Genomic DNA, 15,021 nt, shown 5'->3' with positions numbered 1-15,021 from the left:
TGCTCACTTCGCAAAAAGCCCGGAAATACGCCACTTTTTGGCTATTATTTATCTTTCCTTGACAGCAAACAGACGGTCTCGACATGCACCGTCTCACAAAACTGATCCACCGCCGTCATCTTCTCCACACGATATCCCGCCAGCTGCATCATCTCCAGATCACGTGCCAGACTGGTCATCTTACAGGAAATATATACAATCTTATCCACCCCATAATTCAAGATCTTCGGAAGTGCCTTCGGATGGATTCCGTCTCTCGGCGGATCCAGTACGATCACATCCGGCTTCTCTTCAATCTCATCAAGCACTTTAAACACATCGCCTGCAATGAATTTACAATTGGAAAGTCCATTTCGGACAGCATTTTCTTTTGCCGCCTCGACTGCTTCTTCAATAATCTCGACACCGATCACTTTCTTCGCAACCGGAGCAAGTACCTGACCAATTGTTCCTGTTCCGCTGAACAGATCAAATACAACCTGATTATCGATATCTCCGATATATTCTCTTACTGTTTCATAAAGTACTTCTGCCCCTTTGGAGTTCGGCTGAAAAAATGAAAATGGTGTAATCTTGAATTCCAGTCCGAGAAGCTTCTCGTAAAAGAAGTCCTGTCCATAAAGAATTCTTGTCTCATCACTCTTCACGACATCGGACAGAGAGTCATTCAATATATGAAGGATTCCAACAATCTTTCCTTCTAATTCTAATGCCAGAAGTTCTTCTACTAATGGAGTCAAGTCATATTCTTCCTGCGTTGTCGTTACAAGATTCACAAGAATCTCGCCTGTTGTATCGCCTCGTCTCAGAAGAAGATGGCGAAGATAACCGACATGCTGCATTTTCTTATAATAACTTACATTTCTTTCTTTGAAATAATTAAGCACACAAAGAAGAATCTTATCCATATCTTCATGGACAAGCTGACAGTCTCCTGCTGTCAGTACATCATAAGTACTTCCTTTTTTATGAAGACCGAGAGATAACGGACCGTCTTTGAATTCGTCTCCGAAAGAGAATTCCATCTTGTTACGGTAATGAAATTCCTTCGGGCTGTGCTTCACACCCTCAAAAAGATACTCGCCCTTTACTACCGGATCCATAATCCTGCGGATCTGCCCTTCTTTCATCTTCACCTGTTCTTCGTATGGCATCGTCTGATACATACAGCCACCACAGGCCGGAAAGATACTACAGACCGGCTCTCTTGTCTCTAATGGAGATTTCTCCAACACTTCAAGAAGTCTTCCTTCTGCATTTCCTCTTTTAAATTTATTTATCATAAAACGGATCTTCTGTCCCGGAATCCCATTTTTCACAGTAACATACTGTTCTTCCTCCGGAACAAATACAATCCCCTTGTTTGGGAAATCTACACGTTCAATAATCCCCTCGTAGATCTGACCTTTTTTCATCCTAATCTCCTATCAATTCTAATCTATTTTAACAGAAAAACAGACAGGATGGTTTCTTCTCTCACCCTGTCTGCACTTTTGCAATTCACTCAAGAATTATACCTGATCATCCTCGCTGAAGTAATCATCAAAATCGTCATCAAAATCATCTTCAAAATCATCAAGATAATCCGGTGATACGAAACGATATACTGCATAAGCGATTGCAGCTACTGCTGCTACTGCTCCGATGATAGCCAGTGTCCAGATTACTGTATTCTTCTGCTTCTCAGCCTCATTCTTATGAAGAATCTCGTTCAATCTTGTTTCTGCAATGATGTCTTCTATTCTCTTGTTCATATTAACACGTCCTTTCTTCACCTTTTGCGGTGACAGATAATCTGTGTTTATTATAACACCTGACGATTCATATTACTACTGATTTATCATTTTTTTATAACTTTCTCATACCTTTACAAGCTTGGCAAATTTGGCAAACATCTTACGTGTTCCGACACTGTCAAATTCAATCGTAACCTCGTGATCTCTTCCGCCTTCTTTGATCTCAGTTACAGTTCCTTCCCCAAACTTCACATGACGCACACGGTCTCCGGCCTCATATCCAAGTGGACCATTTCCACCTGCTGCCAGCTGACTGCCTTTCTGCAAGGATGCCAGTGCCTGATTTCCTGTAAGTGGCTTACCTGTCCCCTGATTCTTCGCAGGTGTCATTCCACCAAATGTTCCTCCAAATGCCTGTGCCCTGAACGCTTCCCTGGCACGTGCATATGTATTCTGCTGTGCTGGCATCTCCGTCTCCTGGGTAAACTTCTTGTTTCCTGTATCAAGCAGTTCCCTCGGGATCTCTTTCACAAATCTTGACATCGGATTGTACTGTGTCTCACCGTGCACCATTCTTCTGCGCGCACTTGTCAAAGTCAGTTCCTGCTCTGCCCTTGTGATTCCAACATAACAAAGTCTCCGCTCTTCTTCCAGTTCTTCTCTGTCTCCTGCATTAATACTCATATATCCCGGGAAAAGCCCATCTTCCATCCCTGCAAGATAAACACGTGGAAATTCAAGTCCCTTTGCACTATGTAAAGTCATCAGAACAACATATTCCTGGTCTTCATCCAGACTGTCAATATCCGCAACCAAAGCAACTTCTTCAAGGAATCCGCTCAATGTTGCCTTTTCATCTTTATCCTGACAACTTTCCTCATAAGTTGCCGCTTTACTGATCAGCTCGTCTATATTCTCTTTTCTTGTTTTCGCCTCTTCTTTATCTTCATTTTCAAGGCTTTCTATATATCCTGTCTTCTCAATCACTTCCTGTAAAAGATCTGTGATGTTCATCTCTTCTGCCAACGTCTTAAAATACTCGATCAATGCCGCAAAAGAGTCCAGTTTTGTTGCACTTCTTCCCACTCCTGCGATCAGCTCCGGTGCCAGTAATGCCTCATAAAAACCAATTCCACGTTCTGTTGCAGACTCCTGAATCCGGTTAATTGTTGTAAGACCGATTCCTCTCTTTGGGACATTAATGATTCTTCTAACCGCAACATCATCACGTCCATTGTCGATTGTCTTGAGATAAGCAAGAAGATCCTTAATCTCTCTTCTCGCATAGAAATTTACACCGCCGACAATCTTATAAGGAATATTCATAGCAATAAATTTCTCTTCCAGCAGACGGGATTGTGCATTCGTACGATAAAGAACTGCACTGTCATTATAGGAACCTCCCTGTCTGACAGCACTTTTGATATCTTCGCCTATGAAATCCGCCTCATCAAATGCAGTATCAAACTGACGCAGACGGATCAGTTCACCTTCTCCGTTCTCCGTCCAAAGTGATTTTTCCTTTCTTCCGCGGTTATTCGCGATCACACTGTTCGCTGCATTCAGAATATTCCCTGTAGATCTGTAGTTCTGCTCCAGTTTGATCACCTTTGCATCCGGAAATTCATGCTCAAAGTCAAGAATATTCCGGATATTCGCTCCACGGAACTTGTAGATTGACTGGTCATCATCTCCAACGACACAAAGATTCTTATATTTTCCTGCAAGAAGGCTTACCAGCTGAAACTGGACTGTATTTGTATCCTGATATTCATCTACCATAATATAGCGGAATCTTTCCTGATAACTCTCAAGCACATCCGGCTGTGTCTGCAAAAGCTGTACTGTCTTTACAAGCAGATCATCAAAATCCAGTGCATTATTCGCTCTCATCTGCGCCTCATACTCACGGTAAACCTTGGCAATCTTCATCTTTGCGAAGTCTCCTCCGGCATTCAGTTCAAATTCATCCGGAAGGATCATCTCATTCTTTGCAGATGAAATTGCTGAAAGCAGACTTCTTTCTTTAAACACTTTCGTATCCACATCTACTTTCCGACAGACTTCCTTAATTAATGTCTTCTGATCGTCCGTATCATATATAGTAAAATGATTCTCATACCCTAATCTGTCAATAAATCTTCTCAAAATACGCACACATGCAGAATGAAATGTGCTCACCCATACACTTTCTGCTCCAAAACCGACAAGATTATCCACACGTTGGCGCATCTCTTCTGCCGCTTTGTTCGTAAATGTGATTGCAAGAATATTCCATGCGTCCACGCCACGTTCTCCGATCAGATATGCGATCCTGTGCGTCAGAACTCTTGTTTTTCCTGAACCGGCTCCGGCAAGGATCAGAAGAGGGCCGTCCGTGTGGTAAACAGCCTCTCTCTGCGGTTCATTTAATTTATCATAAATGCTCATCTTTCCACTCCTTTAAAGTTATAAAGATATCTGTAAATGTATTCCCATTATCAAACACACGTTCCTGTTTGTCAACTACATTTTCCGGCCTTCTTATCTTTTGCTTGCTATCTAGTTTTAAATACTATATAATAAATGTATTGAGGTGATAACATGAATATAGACACAAGTAATCTGTTAAACAGCATTTTAGAAGAACTTTCTTCTTTAAGCTATGTGCATCCCGGCGATGTTCCGAATATTAATCTTTACATGGATCAAGTAACTACTTTTATGGATGAGCAGCTGGCTTCGACCAAACGTTACCCTGATGATAAGATCCTGACAAAGACCATGATCAATAATTATACGAAGAACAATCTTCTTCCACCCCCGGTGAAGAAGAAGTATTCCAGAGAGCACCTGCTCCTTCTGGTCTTCATTTATTATTTTAAAAATATCCTTTCAATCAAAGATATTGAGACAGTTCTTGCACCGCTCACAGAGAAATATTTTCCGGATGGAAGCTCTTTTGAATTAGCGGATATTTACAAAGAAGTCTGCAAGATTGAAAAAGAACAGCTGGATTCCATCAAAGAGAATGTAACTGCTACTTATGAGAAATCTGCTGAGACTTTCACTCATCTTGCTGATGGCGAAGATAAGGAGATCTTACAGCAGTTTGCATTTATATGCAGCTTGAGTTTTGATGTATATATCAAGAAAATGATCATTGAACGAATCATTGATGACCTCTCTTCCAAGTCTTCAAAAAACGAAGAGAAAAAGAAAGGGAAATAAACATTTCTGTTTAAAACAAGATACAGCCTGCGAAAGACTTTATCAGGATCTTCCGCAAGCTGTATCTTTTGATTGATAAAAGGTATTTTATTGTAAGCTTAATTCTTAAGTGTTATTCTTCCGTTCCATTCTCTTCCTCAGCAAGCCCTACACGTTTGAAAACCATATCATATCCGTCATTCCCATAATTAAGAGAACGGTTCACACGACTGATTGTCGCAGTGGATGCTCCTGTCTTCTCCGCGATCTCCAGATATGTCTTCTGTTCACGGAGCATTCTTGCCACTTCAAATCTCTGTGACAATGAAAGCAGCTCATTGATCGTACAGATGTCTTCAAAAAATGTATAACACTCTTCTTTATTCTCAAGGCTTAAGATTGCCTGAAACAAATAATCTACTGCCTCGGTTCTGATCTTCTTACTCATACGAAACAATCTCCTTCTCAACCGGCTAATTATATGATGGCCTACGGCATACCATAAACCATAACAATACCTTTTGCCTTCTCAGGCCACTTTTTGATTTTAACACATTAAATTTTTAAAGTCCACCATTTCTTATGAATTTAAACTAAATTCTTGCACAATTTTGATTTTTTTCTAAAACATTTTATGTAAAACACACTTTTTTCGTTGTTCTTCCTCTTTTAAGATGCTATAATAAATCTGTTATAAATATTTTGATACAAAAGAGAGGAGTACATGATTAATATGAAGTGCCCAATATGTGGAAAAGACCTGGATTTGCAGAATAAGCAGATTGGCACCAGCGAAAACGGGGATCCAATCTTTAATGAATATGCAATCTGCCATAGCTGTAAAAAGCAATGGAACCTTGATAAACAACGTGCAAAGAAGATCGCTGCCAAGAAAGCCGCAGAAGAGAAAGCAAAAGCTGAGGCTGAGGCTCGTGCCGCCGAAGAGAAAGCAAAAGCTGAAGCTGCCGCCCGTGCTGCTGAAGAAAAAGCGAAAGCTGAAGCTGCCGCCCGCGCTGCTGAAGAAAAAGCGAAAGCTGATGCCGCCGCCCGTGCCGCTGAAGAGAAACGAGCTGCCCGCAGAGAAGCAAAAGCCCGCGCCCGCAAAGAAGCGATTGCCCGCCTTGCTGCTGACAAAGGGATTTCAGAAGAAGAAGCTGAACGTATTCTTAAGGAGAGAGCCAGAGCCCGCAAAGCCGCTGCACAGAAAGCTGCCACTGATGCCACTGCCACTGATAATTCCGAAGAGCAGAAATATGGGAACATTCCAGCGGAAGAAATCCGTGATAAGCGTGAAAAAGCAGTTCGCAAGGGATACGAAGATATGCTTGCAACTGACCCTGACAGTAAAGCTGCCAAGAAGAAAAAGAAAGAGGAAGCCGAAACTGCGAAAGCAAAAGAAGATGTAAAATCCAGAAAAATGGATGACTATGATGATGAGAAATCCTCTGATGATGAAGATGATGATGAATATGAATACGTAGACGAATATCCACGTTTCAGACCTGGACGCATCATCCTTGGAATCATTTCCCTGCTTGCATTTGGTTTCTGTATTTATAAAGGTTTCGTAACAGGACTCAGCACATCAGGAGCTGACGTAACTTCTGCTCCTGGCATGAATTATGTCATTGTTGCTCTTTGTATGCTTGTCACTGCACTGTTATACTTCATCATGAATAACCGTGATACACTTTTTGCATTCCTTATCCCGATGATTGTCTATATCGGTAGTGCTGTTTTTGCTTTCCTGAAACATGGAGATGAATTCGAGCTTCTGATTTTAGCCGGTGTAAGTGGTGTACTTGCTGTTATTTCACTGATTCTCGCAATTGCTTCCCGCGGTGGAGATGATTACGATGATGAAGATGATTACGACGATCCATTTGAAGAAGAACACGATAATTAAAATCGCGTTGTAAATCTTTTTGGTTTCTAAGAACAATTTATATAAGATAATTACAAGGGAGTATCATTTTGCGGTACTTCCCTTTTTTTGTCCTGGTATGCATTTTTCATATCATATATCTAAATTTTTTTTAGGTGTCAAAAACTTTTTTAGAATAGTTATTGCTTTTTGTTGAATATGTGATAAAATATAACCATAGGTATCTTTATATAATTAAAAATACACAACAAACATATACTCCTCAAAGATTTTTCTTTGGGGATTTTGTCACAAAGAAAGGAGTAACTGACATGGCATCATTTATAGTAAATGGTCAGGAAGTCTCACCTTCAAAGAATCAGAAACTGTTACGGTTCCTGCGTGATGAACTGCACATTACCTCTGCAAAGGATGGTTGCAGCGAAGGCGCTTGTGGAGCCTGTACTGTTATCATTGATGGACAGACTTGCAAATCCTGCGTACCTGACACAGATTCATTGGCCGGAAAGAATGTCATCACAGTCGAGGGGCTTTCTGATTGGGAACAGAAAGTTTACACTTATGCTTACGGGAAGGCAGGCGCTGTACAGTGCGGATTCTGTATTCCTGGTATGGTTATGTGCACAAAAGCACTTTTGGATGTAAATCCGGAACCAACCGATGATGAGATTCGCTATGCGCTGCGCAACAACTATTGCCGCTGTACAGGATATGTTAAGATCATGGACGCGGTACGTCTGGCAGCTAAGATTCTGAAAGAAGGAGTTTTACCAGATGACGGAGATCCTAGCTGGACTCTTGGTTCCCGTGTTTCTCGTATAGATGTTGAAGAAAAAGTGCTTGGAACAGGTAAATATCCGGATGACTATTATCCGGAAGGAATGCTCTATGGCGCTGCTCTTCGTAGTAAATATCCACGAGCTCGCGTACTTTCTATTGATACCTCTGCTGCCGAGGCTCTGCCTGGCGTAGAAGCGGTTGTAACAGCCGATGATATTCCTGGGGAGAATAAGATCGGACACTTAAAACATGATCAGTATTCACTGATTCCGGTTGGTGGACTGACACATTATCTCGGAGATGCAATTGCCCTTGTAGCTGCAACTGACATGGCAACTGTAGAAAAAGCAAAGAAACTTATTAAAGTTGAATATGAAGTACTTCCTCATGTGCATACAGTGGAAGAAGCTGCTGCTCCGGATGCACCTCTTGTTTATGATGAAGAAGAGACTAACGTATGTGCTTATAAGCACATCAGCCGCGGAAATGCGGAAGAAGCAATCAAGAATTCCAAGTACGTGATCTCACATCACTTTGAGACACCTTGGACTGAGCATGCTTTCCTTGAACCGGAATGTGCTGTTTCTTTCTATGATGAAGACGGTGACATTTTCGTATATTCAACAGACCAGTCCGCTCACCAGACATTGCACGAAGTTACACTTATGCTTGGAACAGATAAAGTAAAAGTTCAGAACGCATTAGTCGGCGGTGGTTTCGGTGGTAAAGAGGACATGACTGTTCAGCATTTAAGCGCATTGCTTACTTACGTAACAAAGAAACCGATCAAGATGAAATTATCCAGAGCGGAATCCTTGCTTGTTCATCCGAAACGTCACCCATTCTACATGGATATGACAATGGGATGCGATGAGAATGGAGTGATCCAGGGTGTAAAAGCGATTGTTAAATCTGATACAGGTGCATTCGCTTCTCTTGGTGGCCCGGTTCTTGAACGTGCATGTACACATGCAGCAGGACCTTATCATTATGAAAACTTTGAAATTGAAGGAACTGCTTACTATACAAATAACCCACCTGCCGGAGCATTCCGCGGATTTGGTGTTACACAGACTTGTTTCGCAACAGAGACACTTCTGAACATGATGGCTGACAAGGTAGGCATTACGCCTTGGGAGATTCATTACCGCAATGCGATCCGCCCAGGCGAAGTACTTCCGAACGGACAGATTGTAGATAACTCTACAGGTCTTGTAGAAACACTGGAAGCTGTCAAAGAAGAGTATGATGCTGCACTTGCGGCCGGTAAGGCTGTTGGCCTTGGTTGTGCTATGAAAAATGCCGGTGTCGGTGTTGGTATCCCGGATACAGGACGTGTAAAATTAATTGTTGAAGAAGATGAAAAACTTCACATCTTCACTGGTGCTTCCTGTATCGGTCAGGGACTTGGTACTGTACTTGTACAGATGATCGTTACAAATACAGATCTTTCCCATGATGATATCGTCTATGAGCGAAGCAACACATGGATTTCACCTGATTCCGGTACAACTTCCGGTTCTCGTCAGACACTTGTAACTGGTGAAGCGTGCCGCAGAGCATGTGAAAAATTCATGGAAGCGAAAAACAGCGGTAAGTCCATGAAAGATATGATTGGAGAAACTTTCTACGGAGAGTATCTCGCTAAGACTCATCCACTTGGTGCAGATGTGCCTAATCCGATATCTCACGTTGCTTATGGATATGCAACTCAGGTCTGCATCCTTGATTCTAAGACAGGTAAGATTGAGAAAATGATTGCCGCACACGATGTTGGTAAAGCTGTCAACCCACTTTCCTGCGAAGGTCAGATTGAAGGCGGTGTTGTAATGTCTATGGGATTCGCACTCAGAGAGCAGTATCCAATCGATGAAAATTGTAAACCAATTGACAAATATGGTTCCTTAGGACTTTTCCGTTCTCACGAAGTTCCTGAGATTGAAGCAATCGTTATTGATAAACCTGGTCTGGATGTTGCCTGTGGAGCAATCGGTATCGGAGAGATCACATCCATCCCTACTGCTCCTGCAATCGCGGATGCATATTGCAGATTTGACGGAGAAAGACGCTACAGCCTTCCTCTTTCTAACACACCATACGAAAGGAAGAAATAATCATGGCAATTAAAAAGAGATTTCCTTACCGGGCAGCTCTGGTTGCCTGTAACGGTGGCTGCCGCGCAGCCGGCTCTGAAGACGGTGGATGCAAAGATGGCTGCATCGGATGTGGAGCCTGTATAGAAAAATGTAAATTTGGCGCAATTTCCATGAATGAATATGGCGTTGCCGAAGTAGACGAAGAAAAATGTATTGCCTGTGGACAGTGTGCAAAAGTCTGTCCACAGAACCTGATCAAGATTCACGAATGTGCAAACTACATTGTAGTAAAATGCTCTAACAAAGAAAAAGGAGCTGTTGCACGTAAACAGTGTGAAGTCAGTTGTATTGGATGCGGTATTTGTGAAAAAACATGTACTGCAGGTGCAATTCATGTAGAAGATAATTGCGCAGTAATCCAGGAAGACATCTGCTTAAGCTGTGGAATGTGCTCTGTAAAATGTCCAAGACATGTAATCCATGATCTCCGCGGAGTATTTACAGCAGTAAGATAATACAAAAGCTATCGACTACGATAACAACACAGATATGTGTTAAGTTATTGTAATCGATAGCTTTTTTATCTACTCATCTTCATCCAGAAACTCGATATCATCATCGTCATCAAGATAATCTAAATCATCCAGATTTTCCAGATCATTCAAGTCATCTAAGTCATCCGGATCTTCATCAAAATCATAATCCTCTGTCGCATCTGCCTCATCAGCAGTTACTTCAATTTCGACGTCTTCCTCCCAATCTTCCTCGTCTACATCAAACTTCTCTTCTTTAAAGTTCTCCACTTCATCCTCTTCCAGATCATCTTCAAGATCATCAAATTCATCCATGCTGACAACTGTTGTGCCCTTGTCTTCTTTCAGGACATTTTCCGGAAGACTCTCTATAATCTCATCCAGCTCATCAAAATCATCCAGATTCTCAACCAGTGCCCTTGCCTTCTCGACTTCATTTTCTGTAGAATGTTCTTCACGGATCTCTGCGGCTTTAAGTAAATTCTTTTTCTTACGTTTTCCGGATTCCAAAAGAAGCTGGATCCAGATACTAAGTGCACCAATTGCAGCACAAAGTGCCACATGGATCATTCCGTTTTTATATGGCTGCAGATAAAAGATACTGCTGCCCGCTGCCATTGCTCCAAACACAGAAGAAGAAGCAATCAGCATAAAGTTATGAAACTTAATAGAAAGCAATGCACACACAAGACCAATACCCGCACAGATTCCATAGATAATAAAATCCTGTGGTTTCATCAAATGTACACTGACAACAAAGACGAGTACCGCTACTGTCACAAATCCACCAATCTGCTTCTTCCATGCACCAAGCACCGCCAATACAAGTCCCACACCTGCTCCTGCCGCCAATGCGATTGTCTGATCCAGATCTGCAATCGCTCCGACCGCAATTCCGGCTGCGCATCCTGCTGACAATCCTGCGATCACAGACCAGAAACGTACCAGTTTCAGCCCCGTCAGACATAACAGTACCGCTCCGGCCATTATAACGATCAGAGAAATAAATTCCATCTGACTCAAATGGTGACTGCTTTCATTAAGTCCAGCCAGAACAACATCCAGGTCAAAATTCAGAATTGTATCAATCATATCATTTACATTCATTATTTACACCTTCGTCCCTTACTATTTATTACTCACTACTGCTCATTTTAGCAATTTTTTTTACTGATTACAAGTGTTCATTTCACCTTTCCATTGACTTCTTATTCTTCTCCACTTAAAATAGAAGAGAAATGCTATTGCTGACCGCATAATACTGTGAACAGCAATAAAATGCTAACATAAAGGAGTTTATTATGGAACAGTTAAGAATACCTGCTGGCTATCATTCCCCTCTTACAATTCGTGAGACAGAAGTAGCCATCAAAGAAGTGAAAGACCACTTCGAGCGTGCTCTTGCAAAGAATCTCCACCTGACACGAGTGTCAGCACCACTGTTTGTCCGTCCGGAATCTGGTCTGAATGATAACTTAAACGGTGTTGAACGTCCGGTTTCCTTTGACATCAAAGAACAGGATGGTTCTGTTGCAGAGATCGTTCATTCTCTTGCAAAATGGAAGAGATATGCATTGAAGAATTATAATTTCCATTCCGGCGAAGGGCTTTACACAGATATGAGTGCGATACGTCGTGATGAAGATACAGACAACATCCATTCTCTGTATGTTGACCAGTGGGACTGGGAAAAAGTAATTTCTAAGGAAGAACGTAACACAGAGACACTTCAGTACACTGTCCGCAAAGTCTACCGGGCTCTGAAAGATACAGAAGAATACATTTCCAGACGTTACAACTATATCGATCCTCTTCTTCCTGATGATATCTTTTTCATCACTACACAGGAGCTGGAAGACCTTTATCCGGATCTTACTACCAAAGAACGTGAAAAAGCGATTGCGAAGGAAAAAGGCGCAGTGTTTATCTCCAAGATTGGTGGCGTACTTGCTTCCGGCGAAAGACATGACGGTCGTGCTCCGGACTATGATGACTGGGAGCTGAACGGTGACATTATCGTTTACTATCCGGTTCTTGACATCGGTCTTGAACTCTCTTCTATGGGAATCCGTGTTGACGAAGACTCATTAAAGGCACAGCTCAAAGAAGCCGGATGTGAAGATCGTGCAGAACTTCCATTCCAGAAGGCACTGCTGAACGGCGAGCTTCCATATACAGTCGGCGGCGGTATTGGACAGTCCCGTATCTGTATGTATTACTTAAGAAAGGCTCATATCGGTGAAGTACAGTCTTCCCTCTGGCCTGAAAATGTAGTTGAAGCTGCTGCTGATGCCGGCATTCACCTTCTCTAAACACAAGACAGACCAGCCAATTATATGATAAAAAGCAGATTCGAATTCTACCGGAGCATCTCTCCTTTGAATTCGAATCTGCTTTTTTCATTCTCCTCTTATTCTACAATCAGCAACTGTTCTTTCTCTTCCTCAGACACCCTGTTCCAAAAAACATTAAAATCATCAAATTCCGGCAAATAGATATCTGCCGTATTCCAGATCTGCGCCAGATTCTTGTCATTTGCCTTATCATAAACTGCTACTGTCTTAAATCCCGCATGCTTTGCCGTTCTCAAAGCCTGGTAAGTATCTTCAAACACCCAGGTCTGTTCCGGCTCCGTATCCAGCTGCAAAAGTGCTGCAAAATAAATATCCGGCTGATCCTTACCGCTTCCGATCTCAGATGCTGTAAAAACTCCTTGAAAATAAGGTAATACCTTCAATCTGCTCAGAGCTGCTTCTGCATTCTTCCGGTCACCGGTTGTTGCGATCACCATAGGAATCTTCCGCTCTCTGAATTCCTCCAGATACTGACGAACCCCTTCTTTCAATGGAACTCGTTTTGCATAATAGTCTTCCACTTCTTTATTCAGTCCCTGTACAACCTCTTCCACTGTCTTCTCCAGGTTATAATGTGAGATCAGATAATCTGCCGCCTCCTCCAGGCTCATCTCAAATAATGTCTCCCCCAGGTTCTTCTCGGCCTCAATTCCCAAATGATCCAGATACAATTCTCCAAGATTCTCCCAGACAGGCATGGAATTGAGAAGGACACCATCTACGTCAAATATTACACCTTTTATCATGTCATTCCTCTTTTCTGCTATGCACTACATTATAATCTCCCTGGAAACGCATGTCAACCGTTACTGTTCACACGATGTGTGACCAGCAACGCATCTCGCCATTTTAAATCGCCTTTGGCGATGGGCGAGATGCATTCAAGCCAAAACACGCATCCTCCGTGTCAATCAACGGAGTGATTGACACGGGAGTGAACAGTAACTGTCAACCATCAGAAAAAGACCTTCTGCCGGCAGATCAACCACTTGCAAAAGGTCTTTATAAAATGCTGTTATTTATTTTGTCTCAAGGATCTTATCAACACTTGCCAGTTTTACACTCAATACAAATACTTCAGCGGCAACTGCAAGTTCTTCCGGTGTCGGATAAGACGGTGCAATACGGATATTGCTGTCATGTGGATCTTTTCCATAAGGGAATGTTGCTCCCGCTCCTGTCATAACAACGCCTGCCTCTTTCGCCTTCGCAACGATTGCCTTCGCACATCCGTCCAGCGCATCAAAGGAGATGAAATATCCTCCGCGTGGCGCGATCCAGGATCCAATCTCAAGTCCGCCAAGTTCTCTTTCAAGAACTTCAAGAACAGTCTCAAACTTCGGACGCAGGATATCTGCATGTTTCTTCATATGTTCTACAATTCCGTGAATATCTCCGAAGAATCTTACATGACGCAGCTGATTTACCTTATCATGTCCGATCGTCTGCACACGCATTGTGCTTCTGATATCCTCCAGGTTCGCATCAGATGCTGCCATTGCTGCAATTCCTGATCCCGGGAAACTGATCTTGGATGTAGAAGAAAACTTGTAAACCATATCCGGGTTACCTGCCTTCTTACACTCCATCAGAATCTCAATCAGATAATCCTGTTTATCTTCATATAAATGATGTACACAGTAAGCATTATCCCAGAAGATACGGAAATCTTCTGCTGCCGGCTTCAGGTTCGCAAAACGGAACACTGTCTCATCAGAATATGTGATTCCCTGTGGGTTAGAGTACTTCGGTACACACCAGATTCCTTTGATTGCCGGATCACTGCTTACAAGTTTCTCAACCATATCCATATCCGGTCCTGTTGATGTCATCGGTACATTGATCATCTCAATTCCGAAATGCTCTGTAATCGCGAAATGTCTGTCATATCCCGGAACCGGACATAAGAATTTTACCTTATCAAGCTTACACCATGGAGTACTTCCCATGATACCATGTGTCATTGCACGTGCTACCGTATCATACATCACATTCAGACTTGAGTTTCCGAAAATGATCACGTTATCTTTCGGAACTTCCATCATATCTGCAAGAAGCTGTTTTGCTTCATCAATTCCATCAAGTCCGCCATAGTTACGGCAGTCAACACCATCTTCACAAGTCAGATCAACACCACTTGTCAGTGTATCCATCATCCCCATTGACAGATTCAGCTGGTCTGCTGACGGTTTTCCTCTGGACATATCCAGTTTCAGACCTTTTGCCTTCACTTCTTCAAACTGCGCCTCCAGGCCACTCTTTAATTCCAATAACTCTTCTTTGCTCAAATCTTTATATGCAGTCATTGCAGGAATCCTCCACTTTCTTTATTTTTTCACTTTTGTTATTGTATATAATTTTTGACGTTTCGTCAATGGGTTCTTGCATTCTTTTTTATTTTCTTGTTTTTTTCAGCTTTATTTCCACATGTTTTGCATTTCAAAAATG

At 42.2% G+C, this 15,021-nt stretch carries 12 protein-coding genes; 5 read left to right on the top strand and 7 right to left on the bottom strand.

The genetic code is table 11. From position 1 onward, the window contains the following. Positions 1 to 44 precede the first annotated feature (44 nt). The 3 genes from rlmD to pcrA form a co-directional block, all read right to left on the bottom strand. Entirely contained in the window at positions 45 to 1,415 is a 1,371-nt protein-coding gene (gene rlmD / locus LI162_RS04995; protein WP_227155899.1) for a 23S rRNA (uracil(1939)-C(5))-methyltransferase RlmD, read from the bottom strand. A gap of 96 nt (positions 1,416 to 1,511) precedes the next feature. After that, the gene (locus LI162_RS04990) at positions 1,512 to 1,754 is read right to left on the bottom strand and encodes a hypothetical protein (protein ID WP_015528785.1); all 243 of its coding nucleotides are present in this window, start codon (positions 1,752 to 1,754) and stop codon (positions 1,512 to 1,514) included. Between the two features lie 105 nt (positions 1,755 to 1,859). Beyond that, on the bottom strand, positions 1,860 to 4,166 hold the full coding sequence (gene pcrA, locus LI162_RS04985; protein WP_227155897.1) for a DNA helicase PcrA: 2,307 nt from the start codon (positions 4,164 to 4,166) through the stop codon (positions 1,860 to 1,862). Between the two features lie 153 nt (positions 4,167 to 4,319). Here pcrA and LI162_RS04980 point away from each other — a divergent pair, with 153 nt between their 5' ends. Next, positions 4,320 to 4,946: a DUF1836 domain-containing protein gene (locus tag LI162_RS04980; protein WP_020436153.1), complete on the top strand. Its 627-nt coding sequence runs from the start codon at positions 4,320 to 4,322 to the stop codon at positions 4,944 to 4,946. Positions 4,947 to 5,058: 112 nt separating this feature from the next. Here LI162_RS04980 and LI162_RS04975 read toward each other — a convergent pair whose 3' ends face one another. After that, the gene (locus LI162_RS04975) at positions 5,059 to 5,373 is read right to left on the bottom strand and encodes a YerC/YecD family TrpR-related protein (protein ID WP_015528782.1); all 315 of its coding nucleotides are present in this window, start codon (positions 5,371 to 5,373) and stop codon (positions 5,059 to 5,061) included. A gap of 276 nt (positions 5,374 to 5,649) precedes the next feature. On the opposite strand from LI162_RS04975, the gene LI162_RS04970 reads away from it, so the two are divergent. From LI162_RS04970 to LI162_RS04960, 3 genes are all read left to right on the top strand, one after another. Further along, a complete protein-coding gene (locus LI162_RS04970) occupies positions 5,650 to 6,831 on the top strand; it encodes a hypothetical protein (RefSeq protein ID WP_055144847.1) in 1,182 nt (393 codons plus the stop codon). Positions 6,832 to 7,121: 290 nt separating this feature from the next. Beyond that, entirely contained in the window at positions 7,122 to 9,704 is a 2,583-nt protein-coding gene (xdh, locus tag LI162_RS04965) for a selenium-dependent xanthine dehydrogenase (RefSeq protein WP_227155895.1), read from the top strand. A 2-nt stretch (positions 9,705 to 9,706) separates the two neighbouring features. Then, entirely contained in the window at positions 9,707 to 10,201 is a 495-nt protein-coding gene (locus LI162_RS04960; RefSeq protein ID WP_015528779.1) for a 4Fe-4S binding protein, read from the top strand. A gap of 69 nt (positions 10,202 to 10,270) precedes the next feature. Here LI162_RS04960 and LI162_RS04955 read toward each other — a convergent pair whose 3' ends face one another. Next, entirely contained in the window at positions 10,271 to 11,326 is a 1,056-nt protein-coding gene (locus tag LI162_RS04955) for a transmembrane protein (protein WP_020436156.1), read from the bottom strand. A 194-nt stretch (positions 11,327 to 11,520) separates the two neighbouring features. Between LI162_RS04955 and asnA the strand changes: the two genes are divergently transcribed. Beyond that, entirely contained in the window at positions 11,521 to 12,531 is a 1,011-nt protein-coding gene (asnA, locus tag LI162_RS04950; RefSeq protein ID WP_020436157.1) for an aspartate--ammonia ligase, read from the top strand. A gap of 98 nt (positions 12,532 to 12,629) precedes the next feature. On the opposite strand, the gene LI162_RS04945 is transcribed toward asnA, so the two are convergent. Next, positions 12,630 to 13,319 (bottom strand): HAD family hydrolase, encoded by a 690-nt coding sequence (locus tag LI162_RS04945; protein ID WP_020436158.1) that lies wholly within the window; start codon positions 13,317 to 13,319, stop codon positions 12,630 to 12,632. 273 nt (positions 13,320 to 13,592) lie between these two features. Continuing rightward, positions 13,593 to 14,879 carry an aminotransferase class I/II-fold pyridoxal phosphate-dependent enzyme gene (locus LI162_RS04940; RefSeq protein WP_055144859.1) on the bottom strand — a complete coding sequence of 429 codons (1,287 nt, stop codon included), beginning with the start codon at positions 14,877 to 14,879 and terminating at the stop codon, positions 13,593 to 13,595. Between the last annotated feature and the right edge of the window lie 142 nt (positions 14,880 to 15,021).

Source organism: Mediterraneibacter sp. 210702-DFI.3.120, assembly GCF_020561005.1.
GTDB lineage: Bacteria > Bacillota > Clostridia > Lachnospirales > Lachnospiraceae > Mediterraneibacter > Mediterraneibacter faecis.
Note: the sequence above shows the minus strand (reverse complement) of the source record. Positions and strands in the feature narration are given on the sequence as shown.